A 19709-nucleotide genomic window follows, 5' to 3' on the forward strand; every position below is an offset into this window, starting at 1 on the left:
CCCCGTACGCCTGAGCCCCGTACGCCTGAGCCGCGTACCGCGATCCGCGGACGACCGCTCCGCGTCAGCGCAGCAGGAAGTCCCGGGCGATCGACTCCGCCGCCCGCTCCAGCAGCGGCCCGGCCTGGGCCATGGACACCGCCGGGTCCGGTTCCAGCTCGGCCAGGGCGTAGGCGCGGCGGATGCCCGCCTTCTCCAGGGCCTCCGGGGGCAGGGCGAGCCGGCCGCAGACCGCGACGACCTCGATCCCGGCCGCGCGCGCGGCGGCGGCGACCCCGGCCGGGGCCTTGCCGTGCAGCGTCTGCTCGTCGAGCGAGCCCTCGCCCGTGATGACCAGGGTGGCCCGGGCGAGCGCGGGGGCGAAGCCGAGCACGTCGAGCATCACCTCGATGCCGGGGCGGAAGCGGGCGCCGAGGGCGACGAGCGCCCCGTAGCCGATGCCGCCGGCCGCGCCCGCGCCGGGCAGGGCCGCCGTGTCCGGGCCCAGGATCGAGGCGTAGTGCGCCAGGGCCGCGTCGAGGACCGCGATGTCCTCCTCGCTCGCGCCCTTCTGGCGGCCGTACACCTCGGGCGCGCCCTTGGGCCCCGTCAGCGGGTTGTCCACGTCGCTGGCCAGGACCAGGTCGATGTCCGCCAGCCGGGGGTCGAGCCCGGTGAGGTCGGCCTCGGCCAGCTCCGCGAGAGGGCCGCCACCGGGGCCGACGGGCTTCCCGTCCGCGTCCAGGAAGCGTGCGCCGAGCGCGGCGAGCATGCCCGCGCCGCCGTCCGTGGTGGCGCTGCCGCCGACCCCGAACACGATCGTCGTCGCCCCCGCCTCCAGAGCGGCCAGCAGCAGCTCGCCCGAGCCGTACGTGGTGGCCGTGAGCGGGGCGAACACCCCGTCGGGCAGGTGCTGGAGGCCCGAGGCCTCGGCCATCTCCACCACGGCGGTGGACCCGCGCAGCGCGTACGCCGCCGTCACCGGGTCCCCGAGAGGTCCGGTCACCCGCGCCTCGCGGCGGTCGAATCCGGCGGCCACCGCCGCCGCGACCGTGCCGTCGCCGCCGTCCGCGACCGGCAGGGTCTCCACCCGCACGTCGGGGACGACGCGCCGCAGCCCGGCCGTCACCCGCTCCGCGACCTGCACGGCCGTGAGCGAGCCCTTGAACTTGTCCGCCGCCACGAGCACGCGGGCGGTCTGCATATCTGCTCCGTCCGTCACCTTGCATCCCTTGCTTTCGAACAGGCAGTCGCGCCGCCCCGACCTTATCCGCACGCCCCCTGATCTGCCCATGGCCGTCCACGGCCGTGCGGTTCTGCCCGCGCCGCTACGCTGTCGGCCGTGACGACTCCTGATGCCGACTACGCCGTGTACATCGCCGGGCTCCCCCGGGTCCTGTCCGGCGCCGCCTCCCTCTTCCGTGACGCGGAGGGACGGCTCCTCCTCGTCGAGCCGAACTACCGCGAGGGCTGGGCGCTGCCCGGCGGGACCGTCGAGTCCCAGACGGGTGAGGGGCCCCGGCAGGCCGCGCGGCGCGAGACGGCGGAGGAGATCGGTCTCGACGTGGCGCCGGGGCGGCTGCTCGCCGTGGACTGGGTGCGGGGCCCCGGCCGACCGCCGATCGTGGCGTATCTGTACGACGGCGGGGTGCTCACCGCGGACCAGTTGGCTGCGGTCAGGATCCAGGAGGATGAGCTGCTGTCCTGGCGGCTGGTGGCGCCCGCCGATCTGGACGGCTTTCTGCTCGGCACGCTCGGGGGCAGGGTCCGGGCGGCGCTGAAGGTCCTGGTGTCCGGCGCCGGGACCGTGGAGCTGGAGGACGGCGAGCCGGTCGCGTAGAACGCGAGGGGGATCGGTCCTGCCCGGGCCCGGCCCGTACGGGCGATCAGCCGTGCGGGGCCCGGTCCCCCACCAGGCGATCAGCCCTGCTGTGCCTCGGGCTTGATCTCCACGTCGCGCACCGCGCCCTCGCGGTCGGCGACCAGGGCCTCCGTGCGGTGGCCGCGCGCGATGTAGTCGCGCACCACGAGCTCGACGGCGTCCTGGGGGTTGCCGACCCCCGCGAGCACCATGACTTCGACGACGAGTTCGGCATCCAGACTGACGGTCACCTTGGCCATGCGCGGACCCTATACCGGTGTGCTCCGCGCGCGGGCCGGTTTCCCCGAGGTGCATCGCGCCGGACCGTCGTGACCACCATCCGGTCCGGCCCCGCTATGGGGTCGGCCGCCATCGCCGCGGGCCGTCACCGGTTCCTAGTCTCGTGCGCAGTCGACGAGGCGAGAGGTGGACGGATGAGCAGGGACAAGGTGGTCGCCGACCCGGCGGACGCGGTCGCGGACGTCGGGCGCGGGGCATCGCTGGCCGTGGGCGGATTCGGGCTGTGCGGCATACCCAGTGTGCTGATCCACGCGCTGCTGGAGCGGGGCGCGGGTGAGCTGAGGGTGGTGTCCAACAACTGCGGGGTGGACGACTGGGGCCTGGGCCTCCTGCTGCGGGCGGGGCTGATCTCGCGGATGACCAGCTCCTATGTGGGGGAGAACAAGGAGTTCGCGCGCCAGTACCTCGAAGGTGAGCTGGAGGTGGAGCTCGTCCCGCAGGGCACTCTCGCGGAACGGTTGCGGGCCGGCGGATCGGGCATCCCGGCGGCCGGGGCGGGCACCGTGATCGCGGAGGGCGGTCTGGCCTGGCGCCACGGCGCCGACGGCTCCGTGGCGGTGGCCTCGCCGCCCAAAGAGACAAGGACCTTCGGCGGGCGCGAGCACCTCCTGGAGGAGGGCATCACCACCGATTTCGCGCTGGTGCGCGCGGCCGTGGGCGACCGGCACGGGAACCTCCGCTTCGACACCTCCGCCCGTAACTTCAACCCGCTCGCCGCGATGGCCGGACGCATCACCGTGGCGGAGGTGGAGGAGCTGGTCGAGCCCGGCGAACTCGCCCCCGACGACGTCCACCTGCCCGGGATCTTCGTGCAGCGGGTCGTCCTCGTCGGGACCGCCGACCCGCGCGCCGAGAAGCGCGTCGAGCGCCGTACCGTCCGCACCGCCCCCGAAGGGACCAGCTGAGATGCCGCTGACGCGTACGCGGATGGCGGCCCGCGCCGCCCGGGAGCTGGAGGACGGCGCCTACGTCAACCTCGGCATCGGCCTGCCGACGCTGATCCCCGACCAGCTTCCGGACGGCGTCGAGGTGGTGTTCCACTCGGAGAACGGCCTCCTCGGCGTCGGCCCCTACCCCGTCCCGTCCGAGGTCCGGCCCGACCTGATCAACGCGGGCAAGGAGACGGTGACCCTGCTGCCCGGGGCGTCCTGCGTCGACTCCGCTCTCTCCTTCGCGATGATCCGGGGCGGGCACATCGACGTCGCGGTCCTGGGGGCGATGCAGGTGTCCGCCTGCGGCGACCTCGCGAACTGGGTGGTTCCCGGAAAAATGATCAAGGGGATGGGCGGTGCCATGGATCTCGTCCACGGCGCCCGGCGCGTCATCGTGTTGACGGAGCACACGGCGCGCGACGGTTCCCCCAAGCTGCTCGGGGAGTGCACCCTGCCGCTCACCGGCCGGGGCGTGGTGCACCGGATCATCACCGATCTCGCGGTGCTCGACGTCACCCCCCGCGGCTTCCTGCTGCGGGAACTGGCCGACGGGGTGACGGCGGATCAGGTCCGTGCCGCGACCGGTGCGGAGCTGACCGTGGCGGACAAGCTCGCGTCGATGCCCGGAGCGCTGTCCCGGCCACCCCTCGGGGCTGTCACGTAGCAGCAGGGGCGCGCGCCCCACAAGAGGTGGCGGCCCCCGGATCCCCGGCGGGCTGTGGAGGGCGCCGCCATTTCCGGGCCGCCCGCCCGCTCCCTACGGTGACCGCACCCCGGCCGCGCACCGGCGCCGCTCTCCCGGCGACGGTGCGCGGCCGGGGTCACGGGATCACGGGCGATCCCGTGCGCCGTCCTACGGGAGGTCACCATGTCGTACGTCGTACCGTCGCCACCGGACGTGTCCGAGACCGCACCACCGCCTTTGCCGCCGCGAGCGGGACGCGGCGGGCACCGGCGCCGTGCCGTCGGCCGACTCGCCGCCGTCCTCGCCCGGCTCACCGTCGTGGTCGCCCTGGCCGCGGGAGCGGCGCACGCCGCCGGCCCGGCGGTGGCCACCGAGCCGCAGGCCGCGGCCGCCTCCCTGGAGCGCGTCACCGCCTTCGGGGCCAACCCCGGCAACCTGACCATGTACGTGTACCGGCCCGCGGCCCTGCCTGCGGACGCGCCCGTGGTCGTCGCCCTGCACGGCTGCACCCAGAGCGCGCAGGTGTACGCCGCCAACGCCGGGCTCGACGCCTTCGCCGACCGCCACGGATTCCTGGTCGTCTACGCCGAGACCACCACCGCCAACAACGCCAACAAGTGCTTCAACTGGTTCCAGCCGGGCGACACCCGGCGGGGGCAGGGCGAGGCCGCGTCGATCCGGCAGATGGTCGCCCATGCCGCGTCCGCCTACGGGGCGGACGGCCGGGCCCGGGTCACGGGCCTCTCTGCGGGCGGAGCGATGACCTCGGCCGTGCTGGCCGCCTACCCGGACGTGTTCGCGGCGGGCGCGGTCGTCGCGGGCCTCCCCCACGGCTGCGGAGTCGACGTGGTGTCGGCGTATGGCTGCATGAGTCCCGGCGTGGACCGGACCCCGGCGGCGTGGGCGCGGGCGGTGCGGGACGCGTACCCGGGATACACGGGCCCCTGGCCCCGGGTGAGCGTCTGGCACGGGGACAACGACACGACCGTCGTCCCGAGGAACGCCGATGAGCTGCGGGACCAGTGGACGGCGGTGCACGGGCTCGACCAGTCGCCGGACCGGACCTCCACCGTCGGCCCCAACGGCACCCGCAGGGACGCGTACCTGTCGGCGGGCGGCGAGAGCGTCGTCGAGGTCAACCGGGTGCCGCGCATCGCCCACGGCACCCCGGTCGATCCGGGCGGCGGCGGCGAGCAGTGCGGAGCCACCGGCACCCAGCACTTCATCGACTCGATCTGCTCCAGCCACTGGATCACCCGCTTCTTCGGCCTGGACGGCGACACGGACCCCGAGCCGCCCGTGGACCCGCCCACCGAGCCCGCCGCCTGCTGGACGGCGAGCAACTACGAGCACGTACGCGCCGCACGGGCCACCACCACCGGCGGACACGTGTACGCGAAGGGCTCAGGCCAGCACCTGGGGCTCTACAACACCTTCGTGACCCACACCCTCAAGGAGTCACCGGCGGGCCACTACGTCCTCGCCGACTCCACCTGCCCCTGACACCGCTCACCCGGCGGAGGCCCGGGGCAGCCGCACCCTCGCACACACGTAGCGATGTCCGCCACTCCCCGCCCGCCCGCTGTGGAGATCCGCACCATGGGATGTCCGGCCAGGTGTCTCTAGCGTTTCCGGCCATGACGAGCCAATTTCACGCAGCTTCCGGTTCCTCCGCGCCGGGCGCAGGGGCCGTGGACCTCAGGGGGCGTACCGCCCTGGTCACCGGCGGCGGCAGCGGCATCGGGCGGGCCACCGCCGAGGCGCTCGCCGACGCCGGCGCCCTCGTTCACGTGGTCGACCGTGACGCCGGGAGCGCCAAGTCCGTCGCCGCCGCGATCGGCGGCGTGGCCCACGTCGTGGACCTGGCCGAACCGGAGGCGATCGCGACGCTGCCGACCGGTGTGGACGTCCTGGTCAACAACGCCGGGCTGCAACACGTGGCCGCCATCGAGGACTTCCCGCCGGACACGTTCGAGCTGATCCAGAAAGTGATGGTGACCGCCCCGTTCCTGTTGATGCGGCACTGCCTTCCGCACATGTACGCCGGGGGGTGGGGCCGGATCGTCAACGTCTCCAGCATGCACGGGCTGCGGGCCAGCGCCTTCAAGTCCGCCTACGTCGCGGCCAAGCACGGCCTGGAGGGGCTGAGCAAGGTGGCCGCGCTGGAGGGCGCCCCGCACGGGGTGACCAGCAACTGCGTCAACCCCGGCTATGTGCGCACCCCGCTGGTGGAGGGCCAGATCGCGGGCCAGGCCGCCGCGCACGGGATCTCCCCGGACGAGGTCGTCACCGACGTCCTCCTGGACCGTTCCGCGATCAAGCGGCTGATCGAGCCCGAAGAGGTCGCCGCGGTCTGCCGCTGGCTCTGCGGCCCCCACACCGGCTACATCACCGGCGTCTCGCTCCCCGTCGACGGAGGCTGGGGCGCCCACTGACACCACATCCGCCACGGTCCCCCACCGTCGGCGTCGGCTCCACCCGCTCGTACCGCTCCACCCGCTCCTGCCACTGGCACCGCTCGCGACTCCGCCCCGACCCGCACCCCCGTCCCTGACAGCCCTGCCAATGAAACGCGGTGACTCCACCATGGGTTCCCCCAGTTCCGTCCAGCCCCCCGAAGGCTCCGTCCAGCCCCCCAGGGGCAAGATCGGCCGCATCGTCGCGGCCAGCCTCGTCGGCACCACCATCGAGTGGTACGACTTCTTCCTCTACGGCTCGGCTGCCGCGCTCGTGTTCAACACCCTCTTCTTCCCCAGCAGCGATCCGCTGGTAGGCACGCTGCTGGCCTTCCTGACGTACGCGGTCGGCTTCGCCGCCCGTCCGCTCGGCGGCGTCGTCTTCGGGCACTACGGCGACAAGATCGGCCGCAAGAAGCTCCTCGTGCTCAGCCTGCTCATGATGGGCGGCGCGACCTTCGCGATGGGTCTGCTCCCCACCCATGCCGGCATCGGCGTCTGGGCGCCGATCCTGCTCACCGTCCTGCGCTTGGTCCAGGGCTTCGCCCTCGGCGGGGAGTGGGGCGGAGCGGTGCTGCTCGTCTCCGAACACGGCGGCGACGAACGCCGCGGCTTCTGGGCCTCGTGGCCGCAGTCCGGTGCGCCCGGCGGCAATCTGCTGGCGACCGGCGTCCTGGCGCTGCTGGCCGCCGTCCAGTCCGACGAGGCGTTCCTCGCCTGGGGCTGGCGCATACCGTTCCTGCTGTCCGGTGTCCTCGTCATGATCGGTCTGTGGATCAGGATCTCGGTCGAGGAGTCCCCGGTCTTCCTGGAGGCACAGCGGAAGTCGGCCGCCGCGGCCGAGCGGGGCGTCAAGGAGCAGGCCCCGGTCGTCCAGGTGTTCCGCAGGAGCTGGCGCGAGGTGCTCCTCGCGATCGGCACGCGCTTCGGCGAGAACATCTCGTACTACATCCTCACCGCCTTCCTGCTGGTCTACGTGACCGTGCACCTGGAGATGTCCAAGAGCGACGCCCTCAACGCCGTCCTCATCGGCTCCGCGGTGCACTTCGTCACCATCCCGCTGTGGGGCGCCCTCTCGGACCGGCTGGGACGCCGCCCGGTCACGCTGATCGGCGCGGTCGGCATGGCGTTCTGGGCGTTCGGCTTCTTCGCGCTCCTGAACACCAGGTCCTTCCCCGTCATCGTCCTCGCGGTCACCCTCGGCCTGCTGCTGCACGGTGCGATGTACGGTCCGCAGGCGGCGTTCATCTCGGAGATGTTCGACACGAAGGTCCGCTACTCGGGCGCCTCGATGGGCTCCCAGCTCGCCTCGATCATCGGCGGGGCCCTCGCCCCGCTCATCGCGGTGGAGCTGCTCAAGGACTACGGGTCCTCCGTCCCGATCTCCGTCTATCTCTGTTTCGCCTCCCTGGTCACCGCGGTGACGGTCTGGGTGGCCAAGGAGACCCGCGGCCGCGACCTCACCAAGGACGGCCTCGACGACTCCGTCCCGGCGGCGCCGGCCGGGAACCGCGCGGACGCGGTCTCCCTCGGCCACTGATCCCACGCCCCCCGCGCACCGCTCCGCGCGGTGCGCGGGAGTGCTGTCCCCGTTGTCCGCTCGGCCCCTCCCGGGAGGCGATCACCGTATGCTCACCGGCGTGACACCACCGGCCTCCCAGCACTCCGCTCCGGCCCTGCGCCGGCTCCTGGACCTGCTGGCACAGGGTGCGGCGGCCGAGGAGTTCGACCGGCCGGCCGCCGCAGCCCGGCGGGCGGGAGCGACCGCGGCCGAGCTGGCCGAGATCGCCGAGGCCGCCGCCGTGGCCCTGCGCATCCGGCGCACGCTCGGCCAGCACCGGGTGCGCGAGGCGCAGCTCACCGCCCTGTTCGACACGGCCAGCGACCTGGCGGCCCTGCGCGACCTGGACGCCGTCCTGCGGGCCATCGTCCACCGGGCGAAACTGCTGCTCGGCACGGACGTCACCTACCTCTCGCTCAACGACGACGCCGCGGGTGACACGTACATGCGGGTCACGGACGGTTCGGTGGCCGAGGCCTTCCAGCGGGTGCGGCTCGGCATGGGCGAGGGCCTGGGCGGACTGGTGGCCCAGACCGCCCGCCCGTACGCCACCGGGGACTACCAGGCCGACACCCGGTTCCACCACACCACCACCATCGACAGCGCCGTGCTGGACGAGGGCCTGCGGGCGATCCTCGGTGTGCCGCTGCGCCTCGGCGCCCGCATCATCGGGGTGCTGTACGCGGCCGACCGGGCGCCCCGCGAGTTCACCGCCACCGAGGTGGCGCTGCTCTCGTCCCTGGCCGACCACGCCGCCATCGCCATCGACGGGGCGCGGCTCCTGGAGGAGACCCGGGCCGCGCTGGTCGACCTCAACGCCGCGTCGGAGACCATCCGCACGCACAGCGAGGCGATGCGCCGGGCCGAGGAGGCCCACGACCAGCTCACCGACCTCGTCCTCCAGGGCGGCGGCGCCGACGACGTGGCGGCGGCCCTCGCCGACATCCTGGACGGCGGGATCCTCATCCATGACGCGGACGGCGCCGAACTGGCCCGCGCCCGCACCGCGCCGCTGCCGCAGCCGATCCCGGCGGTGTCCGCGTCCCGGGCCAGGGGCCGGGCCGTTCCGCTGGGCGGCACCTGGGTCTGCGCCGTCCTCGCGGGGCCCGAGCTCCTCGGCTCCATCGCGCTGACCGGCCGGGCGGGGCTTGCGGACGCCGACCGGCTCCTGTTCGAGCGTGCCAGTGTCGTCACCGCGCTGCTCATGCTGTTGCGCCGCTCGGTCGCCGAGACGGAGGACCGGGTACGGGGAGAGCTGCTGGGCGATCTGCTCTCGCGCACCGGCGACCCGGGCACCCTGACGGCCCGCGCACGCCGGCTGGGCGTCGACCTGGGCGGGCGGCACAGTGTGTTCGTCGCGCACAGCGAGGTGGCCCCGCGCCACCGGCTGCTGGCCGCGACCGCCCGGAGCGCGCAGGCCCGCGACGGTCTGGCCGGGCTGCACCACGACCACATCGTCCTGGTGGCGCCGTCCGACGCACCGGGGCCGGCCGCCCGGGCGCTCGCCGCCGAACTGGGCCAGGCGGTCGGCTTCCCCGTCACGGTCGGCTCGGCGGGCCCCGCCACCGGTCCGGCCGAGCTGCCGCACGCGCACGGCGAGGCCGACCGCTGCCTCTCCGCGCTGCGCGCCCTCGGGCACACCGGGAGCGGCGGGGCCGTCGGGGACCTCGGATTCATCGGGGTGCTGCTGGGCGACCAGGCGGACCTGGGCGGCTACGTGCACCGGACCCTGGGGCCCGTGCTCGACTACGACAGCCGGCGCGGCACCGACCTCGTCACCACGCTGGACGCCTACTTCGCCCAGGGGGCGAGCCTCACCCGGACCAAGGACCTGCTCCACGTCCATGTGAACACGGTGGTGCAGCGGCTGGAGCGCATCGGCCGGCTCCTCGGCGAGGACTGGAACACGCCTGCCCGCACCCTGGAGATCCAGCTGGCCCTACGGCTGCATCGCCTGACGCAGGGCCTGTGACGGGAAGAGCCGTGCCCCGCTGGACGGCCTCAGTCGTCCAGACCCGCCCGGACCCGGCGCGAGGGCTGGAAGGCGTAGAGGTCGAGGATGTCCGGGGCGTCCGCGAGCCCCGGGCCGCCCGCCGCCGCCCAGGCCACGATGTCCTGCTCGGCGTGCTCGTCGTTGACCAGGCCCAGCCAGACCGGCCGGCCCCCGGCGCGGCGGCCCTCGGCGGAGGGCTGCACGACGATCACGTTGCCCTGCTCGCAGGCGTCCAGGCAGGCGACCGCCCGTACGGTGGCGGCGCCCTCCAGGCCGGTGCGCAGCCGGGTCAGCTGGGCCGCGTGGTCGACGCCCGGGATCTTCTCCGTGCCGCAGCAGCATCCCCGGCAGACGCTGACGGTGGGCCGGGTGGCGCCCTGGGCGGGCACGTCCTTGCGGGTGCGGCGGCTCATGGGGGCACTTCCCGTCGCGGTGGGGTGGAGTCGGATGGCGGCGGACCACCACCGGTCAGGTGATCGTCACGATGCTACCGAGGCCCTCACGATTCGAACAGCAGGCCCCGTCTCCGGCAGGGTGGGGTAATCAGGGTGGGGTAATGTTGACGGCTGCGAAGGGGAGTAGCCCCGCAAACCGGTCGTCGACATACTGGAGCCTTCGGGTTCCCGGTGGCCGGGCTCGTGTGTCCTGCGAGGGACGGCCACGGGCGGGCGAGACCTTCGGTCCTGTATGACACGTCCACGTCCTGTGGGCGGAGCCGTCATGCCGGGCCGAGTGGTCCTCCGAAAAGCCCGAGCGGCGCTTCGCGAAGATCCGGGGCCCGGCTCGAACAGAAAGCCACCCCGAATGCACCTCGACCCTCTGGCGATCCTCACCGCCTTCGGGCTGATCTTCCTCGCGGAGCTCCCCGACAAGACGATGTTCGCCTCGCTGGCCATGGGCACGCGGATGCGGCCGCTCTACGTGTGGTTCGGCACCTCGTCCGCGTTCGTCGTGCACGTCGCCATCGCCGTCGGCGCGGGCAGTCTCATCGGGCTGCTGCCCGACTGGACCGTCAAGCTCGTCTCGGCGTCGCTCTTCGCGTTCGGCGCGTTCATGCTGCTGCGCGGCAGCGGCGGGGACGACGACGAGGACGCCGAGGTGAAGACCGTGACCGGGTTCTGGCCGGTCTACACGACCGCGTTCATGGCGGTCTTCATCAGCGAGTGGGGCGATCTGACGCAGATCACCACCGCCAACCTGGCGGCGAGCAACGGCACCTGGTCCACGGCGATCGGTGCGGCCGCCGCCCTGATGTCGGTCTCGGCGCTGGCGCTGCTCGCGGGGAAGTTCATCGCGAAGCGCGTACCGCTGAAGACCGTGCAGCGCGTCGGCGGGATCTGCATGCTGGGCCTCGCCGTCTGGACGACCGTGGAGATCTTCACCGGCTGAGGAGCGCCAGGCAGGTCCTGTCGTCCCGGGCGGGGGCGTGCCGGCTTCGGCACGCCCCCGCCCGCTCTCAGAACAGTGCCTGCACCCCGTCGTCCGTCCCGCCGCTCTCGAAGGCGAGCAGCCGCTGCTTGCGGTCCAGGCCGCCGCCGTAGCCGGTGAGGCTGCCGGAGGCTCCGATCACCCGGTGGCACGGCACGATGATCCCGACGGGATTCTTGCCGTTGGCCAGTCCCACCGCCCGCGAGGCGCCCGGCTTTCCGAGCTCCTCGGCCAGTGCGCCGTACGTACGGGTCTCGCCGTACGGGATCTTCAGCAGCTCCTTCCACACGCTCCGCTGGAACGGCGTGCCCGCAAGGTTCAACGGGAGGTCGAAGGCAGTGCGCTCACCGGCGAAGTACTCCGCGAGCTGCCGGATCGTCTCGGTGAAGGGCTCCGGATCCGGGTCGCCGAAGGTCTCCTGGGGCGGGCGGTGGCGCTGGTCGGTCATGTAGAGGGCGGAGAGGACTCCGTCGGTGGCGACGAGCGTGAGCAGGCCGTAGGGGCTGTCGAGGACCGTGTGCTGCTTGGTCACCGGTGAGGTGGAGGTGGTGCTGGTCGTGGTCATGGGAACCGTGTCCTTGTCAACGTCGGGCGTCAGACGGGCAGGTGGTTGATGGGGTGGTCGTCCACCGTCCAGAGGTACTGCACGGCGTACGCCCGCCAGGGGCGCCAGTCGACGGCCCGTGCGGTGAGGGCGGCGGGGGTGGTCGGCAGGCCCAGTCGCCCGGCCGCCCGGCGGATGCCGAGGTCGGTGGGGAGGAAGGCATCGGGGTCGCCGAGGGCCCGCATGGCGATGGACTCGACCGTCCAGGGGCCGAAGCCGGGCAGGGCGGCCAGTTCGGCGCGGGCCCGCTCCCAGTCGGTGTCGCTGTCGAGCCGCAGCCGGTCCTTGGCGAGGGCGGCGACGAGCGTGGTGAGGGTGGTGCGGCGGGTGCGCGGCAGGGCCAGGGCCTCCGGATCGAGTCCCGCCAGCGCCTCCGGGGTCGGGAAGAGGTGCGTCAGCCCGCCCTCGGGGTCCTCGACCGGGACGCCGTGGGCGGTGACCAGCCGGGCGGCGTGGGTGCGGGCGGCGGCGGTGGAGACCTGCTGGCCGAGCACCGCGCGTACGGCGAACTCCGCCCCGTCCACGGTGCGGGGCACCCGGCGGCCGGGGCCCGCGTCGACCAGCGGGGCGAGCAGCGGATCGGTGCGCAGTTGCGCGTCGACGGCGACTGGGTCCGCGTCCAGGTCGAGGAGCCAGCGGCAGCGGCTGATGGCCCGGGTGAGGTCGCGGGGGTCGGTGAGGGAGAGGCGGCAGGCGATGTGGTCGGGCTTCGGGGCCAGGGCGACGACGCCGTGCCCGTACGGGAGGGTGAGGGTGCGCCGGTACGCGCCGTCCCGCCACTCCTCGACGCCGGGGACTGCGGTCGCGGCGAGGTGGCCGAAGAGGTTGCTGGGGTTGAGCGGGGCCCGGTACGGGAGGCGGAGCGCGATGACGCCCGGTACGGCGGCCGGCCGGGGGCCCCGGGCGGCTCGGGTGCGCAGTTCGCCGGGGGCCAGGCCGAAGACCTCGCGGACCGTCTCGTTGAAGGTGCGGATCGAGGAGAAGCCGGCGGCGAAGGCGACCTCGGCCATGGGCAGCGCGGTCGTCTCGATGAGGAGGCGGGCGGTCTGCGCCCGCTGGGCGCGGGCCAGAGCCAGCGGGCCGGCCCCCAGCTCGGCCAGCAGTTGGCGTTCGATCTGTCGTGCGGAGTAGCCGAGCCGGGAGGCGAGCCCGGATACGCCCTCGCGGTCGACGACCCCGTCCCGGATCAGGCGCATGGCGCGGGCGACCGAGTCGGCGCGGGCGTTCCACTCGGGGGAGCCGGGGCTGGTGTCGGGGCGGCACCGCTTGCAGGCCCGGAATCCGGCCTGCTGGCAGGCGGCGGCGCTGGGGTAGAAGGTCATGTTACGGACCTTGGGCGGCACGACGGGGCAGCTGGGGCGGCAGTAGATCCGGGTGGTCAGGACCGCGGTGAAGAACCAGCCGTCGAAGCGGGCGTCCTTGGACTGGACGGCCCGCACGCAGCGCTCGGTGTCGGTGTGCATGGTTCCAGGATGGTGTACCGGTCAGCGGCTTGGCTGGCGGAAATCCGACAGGGTCCTCGCGCGGAAATCCGACAGGTGTCCGAGCCCTTTCGATGGTCGGGGGCGCGGCCTCAGCGCATCGCGAGGACTTCCTCGAACTCCACGTACGCGTGGGCGTCGAAGAGGACGAAGCGCACCTCTTCCACCGGCTCCACGGTCTCCGCCAGGACCGTACGCACGGCGATCTTGGCCCCGTCATCCATCGGCCAGCCGTAGATGCCGGTGGAGATCGCCGGGAACGCGATGGACCTGGCCCCCAACTCGGCTGCCAGGCGCAGGGATTCGCGGTAGCAGGAGGCGAGCAGGGCGGAGCGGTCCTGGGCGCCGGAGAAGACGGGGCCGACGGTGTGCACGATCCATCGGGCGTCGAGGCGTCCGGCGGTGGTGGCGACGGCCTGCCCGGTGGGCAGTCCCTTTCCGTAGTGCGAGGCGCGCAGTTCACGGCAGGCGGCGAGGATGTCGGGCCCGCCGCGCCGGTGAATGGCGCCGTCGACTCCGCCGCCGCCGAGCAGCGAGGAGTTCGCCGCGTTGACGATGACGTCGACGGACTGGTCGGTGATGTCGCCGCGGACCAGACGTACGGCGGGGGAGACAGAGGTGCTCATGCGGACATCATGCCGCGCGCCGGGAGCCTTCGCCGCCCGGTCCGTTCAGGAGGCCCGCAGCCTGCGCCATACGGCCTTGGCGGCGTGGTGGCCGGACATGCCGTGGACCCCGGGGCCGGGCGGGGTGGCCGAGGAGCAGAGGAAGACCGCGGGGTGCGCGGTGGCGTAGGGGACGCGGGCGAGCTTGGGGCGGATCAGCGTCTGGAGGCCGGCGAAGGCTCCGCACGCGATGTCGCCGCCGACATAGTTGGCGTTGCGCGCGGCGAGTTGGGGCGGGCCCGCGAGGGCACGGGCGAGCACCAGGTCGCGGAATCCCGGGGCGAAGCGCTCCAGTTGGCGTTCGATGACGTCGGTGGCGTCGCCCTCCCAGCCCGCCGGGACGTGCCCGTACACCCAGAAGACGTGGCGTCCTTCGGGGGCCCGGGAGGGGTCGGTCAGGCTGGGCTGGGCGGTGATGAGGAAGGGGACGCTCGGGTCGCGGCCCTCGACGGCCGCCTTCAGCGCGGTGTCGATGGTCCCGGCGTCGGGGCCGATGTGGACGGTGCCCGCGCGGCGGGCCTCGGAGGCGGTCCAGGGGACGGGGCCCGACAGCGCGTAGTCGATCTTGAAGGCCGAGGCGCCGTAGCGGTAGCGGTGGTAGGCGGAGCCGAGGCCCGCGATCCGGGCGAGCGCGGAGGGCGAGGTGTCGAAGACGTAGGCGCGGGCGGGCGGGAGTTCGTCCAGGCGCCTGACCTCGCTGCCGGTACGGATCGTGCCGCCCTGTTCCCGGAGGTAGGAGGCGAGGGCGTCGGAGATGGCCTGGGAGCCGCCGCGCGGCACCGGCCAGCCGTTCTCGTGGGCGGCGAGCGCGAAGACGAGGGCGATGGCCGAGGTGGCGAATCCGCTGGTGGGAGCTATGGCGTGGGCGGCGAGCCCGGCGAAGAGACCGCGGGCCTTCTCACCGGCGAAGCGGCGGGAGACCCAGGTGGCGGGCTGGAGGCCGAGCAGGCCGAAGCGGGCCAGCCAATAGGGGTCCCGGGGCAGGCCGTCCCAGGGGGTGCGCAGGAAGTCGGGGGCCAGGGTGTCCCAGCGGCCGAGGAAGGGGGCCATGAGGCGGCGGTAGGCACCGGCGTCGGCGGCCCCCAGCGACATCGCGCTCTCGCCCACCGAGCGGGTGAGCACGGCGGCGGTGCCGTCCGGGAAGGGGTGGGCGAGGTCGATCTCGGAGTGCAGCCACTCCAGGCCGTGCCGGGCCAGGGGCATCGCCCGGAACGCGGGTGAGCCGATCGCCAGGGGGTGCACGGCGGAACAGGTGTCGTGCCGGAACCCCGGAAGGGTCAGCTCCTCGGTGCGGGCTCCCCCACCGACGGTGTCGTGCGCCTCGTGGACCTCCACCGCGAGGCCCCGGCGGGCCAGTTCGGCCGCGGCGGTCAGCCCGTTGGGACCCGCGCCCACCACGACCGCATCGAGCATCGACGGCACCTTGGGACTCCTTCGTCGGCCGGCAGGCGGACCCCCAGGATATTCGCCGCCACGGACCGTGCGGACGCGGGTACCCCGGGTGCCCGGCCGGGCGGGGTCAGCCGTCCGTGCGCAGGGCTGCCAGGACGCGCTGGGCGGTGGCCTCGTCGCGGGCCGCCGTGAACGGCAGGTCGTTGCCGCCCGCGATACGGAAAGGGGCGCCGGACAGGGTCGACTGGACGCCGCCCGCCTCGGTGACCAGGAGCAGGCCCGCGGCGTGGTCCCAGGCGTACTCCCAGTTGAAGGCGGTGGCGTCCAGGGCCCCGCGGGCGACGGCGAGGTATTCGAGTCCGGCCGAGCCGCAGGGGCGGGCCGCGATGCCTTCGGTGCGCAGGCCGAGCAGGGCCCGCTTCTGGGCCTCGTTGGTGTGGTCGGGGTGCGACATCGCCACGTCCAGCACGGCGCCGGGCGCGGGCGCCCCGGAGCGTATCGGCACCCCGTTGAGCGTGGCGCCCCGGCCGCGTACGGCGATGGCCATCTCGTCCCGGACCGGTGCGTACGTCCAGGAGGCGTGCACCTCGCCGTGGAGGGCGAGGGCGACCAGGGTGCAGAAGCCGGCCTCGCCCCGGACGAACTGGCGGGTGCCGTCGACCGGGTCGACGATCCAGACCGGGGCGTCGCCGCCGAGGGCGTCGTAGACCGCCGGGTCGGCGTGCACGGACTCCTCGCCGACGACGACCGAGCCGGGCAGCAGCTTGGTGAGGGCGGCGGTGAGGTGTTCCTCGGCCAGCCGGTCGGCGGCGGTGACCAGGTCGTGGGGGCCGCTCTTCTCGATGATCTCGTGAGCGGCGAGCTTCCGGTGCCGCGGCATGATCTCGGCCGCGGCGGCGGCGCGCACGGCGGCCTCGACCTCGGCCGGCGGTCCGGTGTGCCCGGCGGTCCCGTACAGGAAGTCATCGATCATGGCTCCAGCTAAGCACGGCCGTACGAGCACGCGTTCCCCGGGTGAATGCGGACATCTCCGACGGGGTGACGGGGCGATCCGGACGTCACCGGGCCCACCTGCGCAAGCTCGCCGAGACGCCGTGATCGGGGATCCCGGCGGCGTTGCGCTCGGTCCCCCGAGTCCCCCGCACCGGATGAGCCGTCCACCCGATTCCGCCGCACCGGATGATTCGGACCGTCCGCCGCGGGCAGGCGATCCGCCGGACGGCCGATCGCCGCCGCCCCGTCGGAAGCCTCTTTCCGGCACACGGGGGCGGGAGGCGGATCCTGGCCCGACCGGACCTACCGTCGGCCTGGTCAGCCACCCCGACCAACGGAGATGTACAGCATGGCAAAGATCCTTTTCGTGGTGTCCGGCGCGGACCACTGGACCCTGGCGGACGGCACGGCCCACCCCACGGGCTTCTGGGCCGAGGAGGCCGTGGCTCCGTACCGGGCGTTCACCGACGCCGGGCACGAGGTGGTCGTCGCCACCCCGGGCGGCGTCGTCCCGACCGTGGACCGCGGCAGCCTGGCGCCCGAGGTCAACGGCGGCCAGGAGGGCGCCGACGCGGTGGCGGCCGGTCTTGAGGCGTTCGAGGAGCTGCGGCGGCCGGTCGCGCTGGAGGACGTGGACCCGGACGCCTACGACGCCGTCTTCTACCCCGGCGGCCACGGCCCGATGGAGGACCTCGCGGTCGATCCCGTCTCCGGGCGGCTGCTCGTCCGGGTGCTGGCTTCGGGCAAGCCGCTCGGTGTGGTCTGCCACGGCCCGGCGGCGCTGCTGGCCGCGACCGGCCCCGATGGCGGATCCGCGTTCGCCGGGTACCGGCTGACCGGCTTCACCAACACCGAGGAGACCCAGGCGGGCTTCGCGGACAAGGCCAAGTGGCTGCTCCAGGACCGGCTGGTGGCGCTGGGCGCGGACTTCCAGGAGGGCGAGCCCTGGGCGCCGTTCGTCATCACCGACCGCAATTTGATCACCGGTCAGAATCCGGCCTCCTCCGTGCCGTTGGCCGCCGAAATGCTCAACCGGCTGGGCTGACCGGCCGACCGGCGGTTCGCCGACCGGCCGACCGGCCGGGACGTTCACACCCAGTCGCGCCGTGCGGGCGGGTCACAGAGTTCCAGGACCACCTCGCCCGTCTCCGACTCGTCCCCGGAGACGGGCCGGACGCGCGCACCGACCGTCACCAGGTGCGGAGCAGCCCCCACGATCCGGCAGCGGAAGACGAACCCTTCGGAGAACCGCACGAGGGACTCGTTGCGCGCCGCCTCGGTGTAGCGGTGGACCACGGCAGTCCGGACGACCACTCCGTGGCCGGTGGTGCGTTCGGGCTCCAGTTCGCTCGACGCGCACACCGGGCACAGCAGCCGCCGGAACGAGGCGGTGCCGCACCAGCGGCAGCGGTTGTAGGAGAGGCCGCACTCCTCGTGCGCCTTCTGGACGGTGCTCGTCACGGTGCCCATGGTTGTCTGGGACACGGCTCGACCCCCTGCGCTCGACTCGGACGCGCCGCACCTGCACTGCGGGCGCGTCCGCACCATATGGCACTCAGTGCCGGGCCGTAAAGGCACTGAGTGCCCATTGGTACTCAGTTCTCGCCGACGGCCGCCTCGATCTGCTGCACGACACGCCACATCGGGGTGCCCTTCCGCGCGACCATCACGATCACCTCGCCGTCGCCGGAGACGGGAAAGGGGAAAGCGGGAAGGGAGCCGGCGGACGAGGGGGCCGAGGGAAGGGTCGCCTTCGAGCCGGTCACGGAACCACCCGGAAGCCCTTCCGCTCCCCCGCTCCCAACCGCCGGCGACGGCGCGCCCGCCTCCGCCGCGGTCCGCCCCCACACCTCGCGCACCAGGGCGAGCGCATGGTCGACGGCCGCCTCGGGGTCTCCCTCGCCGCCCGAACGCAGCCACAGCCGAAGCCCGTTGTTGTGCGCGGCGACCACCGAAGCGGCGATCACCTCGGCCCTCAACTCCCCGTCCCCGCCCGCACCGAACCGGCCGCGCAGATATCCGGCGAGGGTCTGCTCGTAACGGCGCACCACCGACAGTTCGTACGTCCGCAGCCCCGGCACCTCCCGGGTGAGGCGGTAACGCTGCACGGAGAACTCCGGGTTGGCCGCGTACATCCGCAGCACGATGCGGGCGGCGTCGCACACCGCGCCGACCGGGTCGCTGTCGTCGACGGCGGCCAGGAACTCCGTCATCTCGACGAGGCAGCGCTCATGGTCCGGGAAGACCGCGTCCTCCTTGGACGGGAAGTAACGGAAGAACGAACGCCGGCCCACCCCGGCCCGGGCCACGATGTCGTCCACGGTCGTCCGCTCGAAGCCCCGCTCCAGGAAGAGCTGGAACGCCGCCTGCGCGAGCGCCTCCCGCATGGGTGCCTTCTTCTCGGGTCCTCGCGCCTCGCTCATGCGGCGAAACGTAGCACCGGAAGGAGCGTTTTGGCACTGCGTACCTTTACAGAGGGTACTGAGTGCCATAATCTGTCGTCAGTACGAATGACACCCAGGTGGGACCACACCCAGGTAGGCAGGAGAGCCGGCGTGAGCTTGAGGATCGTTGTCTGTGTGAAGTACGTGCCCGACGCGACCGGTGACCGGCGTTTCGCCGATGACCTGACGTTGGATCGTGAGGATGTCGACGGTCTGTTGTCGGAGCTGGACGAGTACGCGGTCGAGCAGGCGTTGCAGATCGCTGACGGGGTGGACGATGCGGAGATCACCGTGGTGACGGTGGGTCCGGAGGATGCCCGGGACGCGTTGCGCAAGGCGTTGTCGATGGGTGCGGACAAGGCGGTTCACGTCGAGGACGACGATCTGCACGGCAGTGATGTGATGGGCACGTCGCTGGTGCTGGCGAAGGCTGTGGAGAAGGCCGGGTATGACCTGGTGGTCTGTGGGATGGCTTCCACGGACGGTGTGATGGGTGTGCTGCCGGCGTTGCTGGCGGAGCGGCTGGGTGTGCCGCAGGTGACGCTGTTGTCGGAGGTCGCGGTGGACGGGGGTGTGGTGACGGGGCGGCGTGACGGTGACACCGCGTCCGAGCGGCTTCAGGCCTCGCTCCCGGCGGTGGTGTCGGTGACCGACCAGTCCGGTGAGGCCCGTTACCCGTCGTTCAAGGGGATCATGGCGGCGAAGAAGAAGCCGGTGGAGTCCTGGGGTCTGGATGATCTGGGGCTGGAGGCGGACGAGGTCGGTCTGGCGGGTGCGTGGACGGCGGTCGATTCGGCGACGGAGCGTCCGGCGCGGACGGCGGGCACGATCGTGAAGGACGAGGGTGAGGGCGGCCGTCAGCTCGCCGAGTTCCTCGTGGGCCAGAAGTTCATCTAGGCCGTATGTCCTTCCCCGCTGTTTCTCTCTCTCGTCAT

At 73.1% G+C, this 19709-nt stretch carries 20 protein-coding genes; 10 read left to right on the forward strand and 10 right to left on the reverse strand.

The features are described from left to right. Positions 1-64: 64 nt before the first annotated feature. Complete coding sequence (locus AC3CH1_RS04930) at positions 65-1183, reverse strand: glycerate kinase (RefSeq protein WP_488461726.1); 1119 nt, start codon at positions 1181-1183, stop codon at positions 65-67. Positions 1184-1321: 138 nt separating this feature from the next. On the opposite strand from AC3CH1_RS04930, the gene AC3CH1_RS04935 reads away from it, so the two are divergent. Next, positions 1322-1819, forward strand: a complete 498-nt coding sequence (locus AC3CH1_RS04935) for an NUDIX domain-containing protein (protein ID WP_488461727.1) — start codon at positions 1322-1324, stop codon at positions 1817-1819. A gap of 80 nt (positions 1820-1899) precedes the next feature. Here AC3CH1_RS04935 and AC3CH1_RS04940 read toward each other — a convergent pair whose 3' ends face one another. Then, the gene (locus AC3CH1_RS04940; protein ID WP_488461728.1) at positions 1900-2100 is read right to left on the reverse strand and encodes a DUF2191 domain-containing protein; all 201 of its coding nucleotides are present in this window, start codon (positions 2098-2100) and stop codon (positions 1900-1902) included. 174 nt (positions 2101-2274) lie between these two features. Here AC3CH1_RS04940 and AC3CH1_RS04945 point away from each other — a divergent pair, with 174 nt between their 5' ends. From AC3CH1_RS04945 to AC3CH1_RS04970, 6 genes are all read left to right on the forward strand, one after another. Further along, on the forward strand, positions 2275-3045 hold the full coding sequence (locus tag AC3CH1_RS04945) for a CoA transferase subunit A (protein WP_488461729.1): 771 nt from the start codon (positions 2275-2277) through the stop codon (positions 3043-3045). Position 3046: 1 nt separating this feature from the next. Continuing rightward, a complete protein-coding gene (locus AC3CH1_RS04950; protein ID WP_488461730.1) occupies positions 3047-3736 on the forward strand; it encodes a 3-oxoacid CoA-transferase subunit B in 690 nt (229 codons plus the stop codon). 204 nt (positions 3737-3940) lie between these two features. Continuing rightward, positions 3941-5260 carry an extracellular catalytic domain type 1 short-chain-length polyhydroxyalkanoate depolymerase gene (locus AC3CH1_RS04955; protein ID WP_488461731.1) on the forward strand — a complete coding sequence of 440 codons (1320 nt, stop codon included), beginning with the start codon at positions 3941-3943 and terminating at the stop codon, positions 5258-5260. A gap of 134 nt (positions 5261-5394) precedes the next feature. Continuing rightward, positions 5395-6192 (forward strand): 3-hydroxybutyrate dehydrogenase, encoded by a 798-nt coding sequence (locus AC3CH1_RS04960; protein ID WP_488461732.1) that lies wholly within the window; start codon positions 5395-5397, stop codon positions 6190-6192. Between the two features lie 151 nt (positions 6193-6343). Then, complete coding sequence (locus tag AC3CH1_RS04965) at positions 6344-7753, forward strand: MFS transporter (protein ID WP_488461733.1); 1410 nt, start codon at positions 6344-6346, stop codon at positions 7751-7753. A gap of 88 nt (positions 7754-7841) precedes the next feature. Then, entirely contained in the window at positions 7842-9746 is a 1905-nt protein-coding gene (locus AC3CH1_RS04970) for a helix-turn-helix domain-containing protein (protein WP_488461734.1), read from the forward strand. 29 nt (positions 9747-9775) lie between these two features. Here AC3CH1_RS04970 and AC3CH1_RS04975 read toward each other — a convergent pair whose 3' ends face one another. Further along, entirely contained in the window at positions 9776-10180 is a 405-nt protein-coding gene (locus AC3CH1_RS04975) for a (2Fe-2S) ferredoxin domain-containing protein (RefSeq protein WP_488461735.1), read from the reverse strand. A gap of 391 nt (positions 10181-10571) precedes the next feature. On the opposite strand from AC3CH1_RS04975, the gene AC3CH1_RS04980 reads away from it, so the two are divergent. Next, complete coding sequence (locus AC3CH1_RS04980) at positions 10572-11156, forward strand: TMEM165/GDT1 family protein (protein ID WP_018955172.1); 585 nt, start codon at positions 10572-10574, stop codon at positions 11154-11156. Positions 11157-11223: 67 nt separating this feature from the next. Here the strand turns inward: AC3CH1_RS04980 and AC3CH1_RS04985 are convergent, their stop codons facing one another. The 5 genes from AC3CH1_RS04985 to AC3CH1_RS05005 all read right to left on the reverse strand — a co-directional run bounded on the left by AC3CH1_RS04985 (position 11224) and on the right by AC3CH1_RS05005 (position 16310). Further along, the gene (locus tag AC3CH1_RS04985) at positions 11224-11760 is read right to left on the reverse strand and encodes a methylated-DNA--[protein]-cysteine S-methyltransferase (protein ID WP_488461736.1); all 537 of its coding nucleotides are present in this window, start codon (positions 11758-11760) and stop codon (positions 11224-11226) included. Positions 11761-11789: 29 nt separating this feature from the next. Then, the gene (locus AC3CH1_RS04990; protein ID WP_488461737.1) at positions 11790-13262 is read right to left on the reverse strand and encodes an AlkA N-terminal domain-containing protein; all 1473 of its coding nucleotides are present in this window, start codon (positions 13260-13262) and stop codon (positions 11790-11792) included. 110 nt (positions 13263-13372) lie between these two features. Continuing rightward, positions 13373-13906, reverse strand: a complete 534-nt coding sequence (locus tag AC3CH1_RS04995) for an O-acetyl-ADP-ribose deacetylase (RefSeq protein WP_018955169.1) — start codon at positions 13904-13906, stop codon at positions 13373-13375. 45 nt (positions 13907-13951) lie between these two features. After that, positions 13952-15367: a phytoene desaturase family protein gene (locus AC3CH1_RS05000; protein WP_488461738.1), complete on the reverse strand. Its 1416-nt coding sequence runs from the start codon at positions 15365-15367 to the stop codon at positions 13952-13954. Positions 15368-15464: 97 nt separating this feature from the next. Then, complete coding sequence (locus AC3CH1_RS05005) at positions 15465-16310, reverse strand: inositol monophosphatase family protein (RefSeq protein ID WP_488461739.1); 846 nt, start codon at positions 16308-16310, stop codon at positions 15465-15467. Between the two features lie 369 nt (positions 16311-16679). Between AC3CH1_RS05005 and AC3CH1_RS05010 the strand changes: the two genes are divergently transcribed. Beyond that, complete coding sequence (locus AC3CH1_RS05010) at positions 16680-17375, forward strand: type 1 glutamine amidotransferase domain-containing protein (protein ID WP_488461740.1); 696 nt, start codon at positions 16680-16682, stop codon at positions 17373-17375. A 44-nt stretch (positions 17376-17419) separates the two neighbouring features. On the opposite strand, the gene AC3CH1_RS05015 is transcribed toward AC3CH1_RS05010, so the two are convergent. Further along, positions 17420-17800 (reverse strand): Zn-ribbon domain-containing OB-fold protein, encoded by a 381-nt coding sequence (locus tag AC3CH1_RS05015; protein ID WP_488462148.1) that lies wholly within the window; start codon positions 17798-17800, stop codon positions 17420-17422. 125 nt (positions 17801-17925) lie between these two features. Further along, a complete protein-coding gene (locus tag AC3CH1_RS05020; protein WP_488462149.1) occupies positions 17926-18717 on the reverse strand; it encodes a TetR family transcriptional regulator in 792 nt (263 codons plus the stop codon). A gap of 168 nt (positions 18718-18885) precedes the next feature. Here AC3CH1_RS05020 and AC3CH1_RS05025 point away from each other — a divergent pair, with 168 nt between their 5' ends. Next, positions 18886-19671: an electron transfer flavoprotein subunit beta/FixA family protein gene (locus tag AC3CH1_RS05025; RefSeq protein ID WP_488462150.1), complete on the forward strand. Its 786-nt coding sequence runs from the start codon at positions 18886-18888 to the stop codon at positions 19669-19671. The last annotated feature ends 38 nt before the right edge of the window (positions 19672-19709 follow it).

The organism is Streptomyces sp. MGP-P1 (assembly GCF_057766565.1).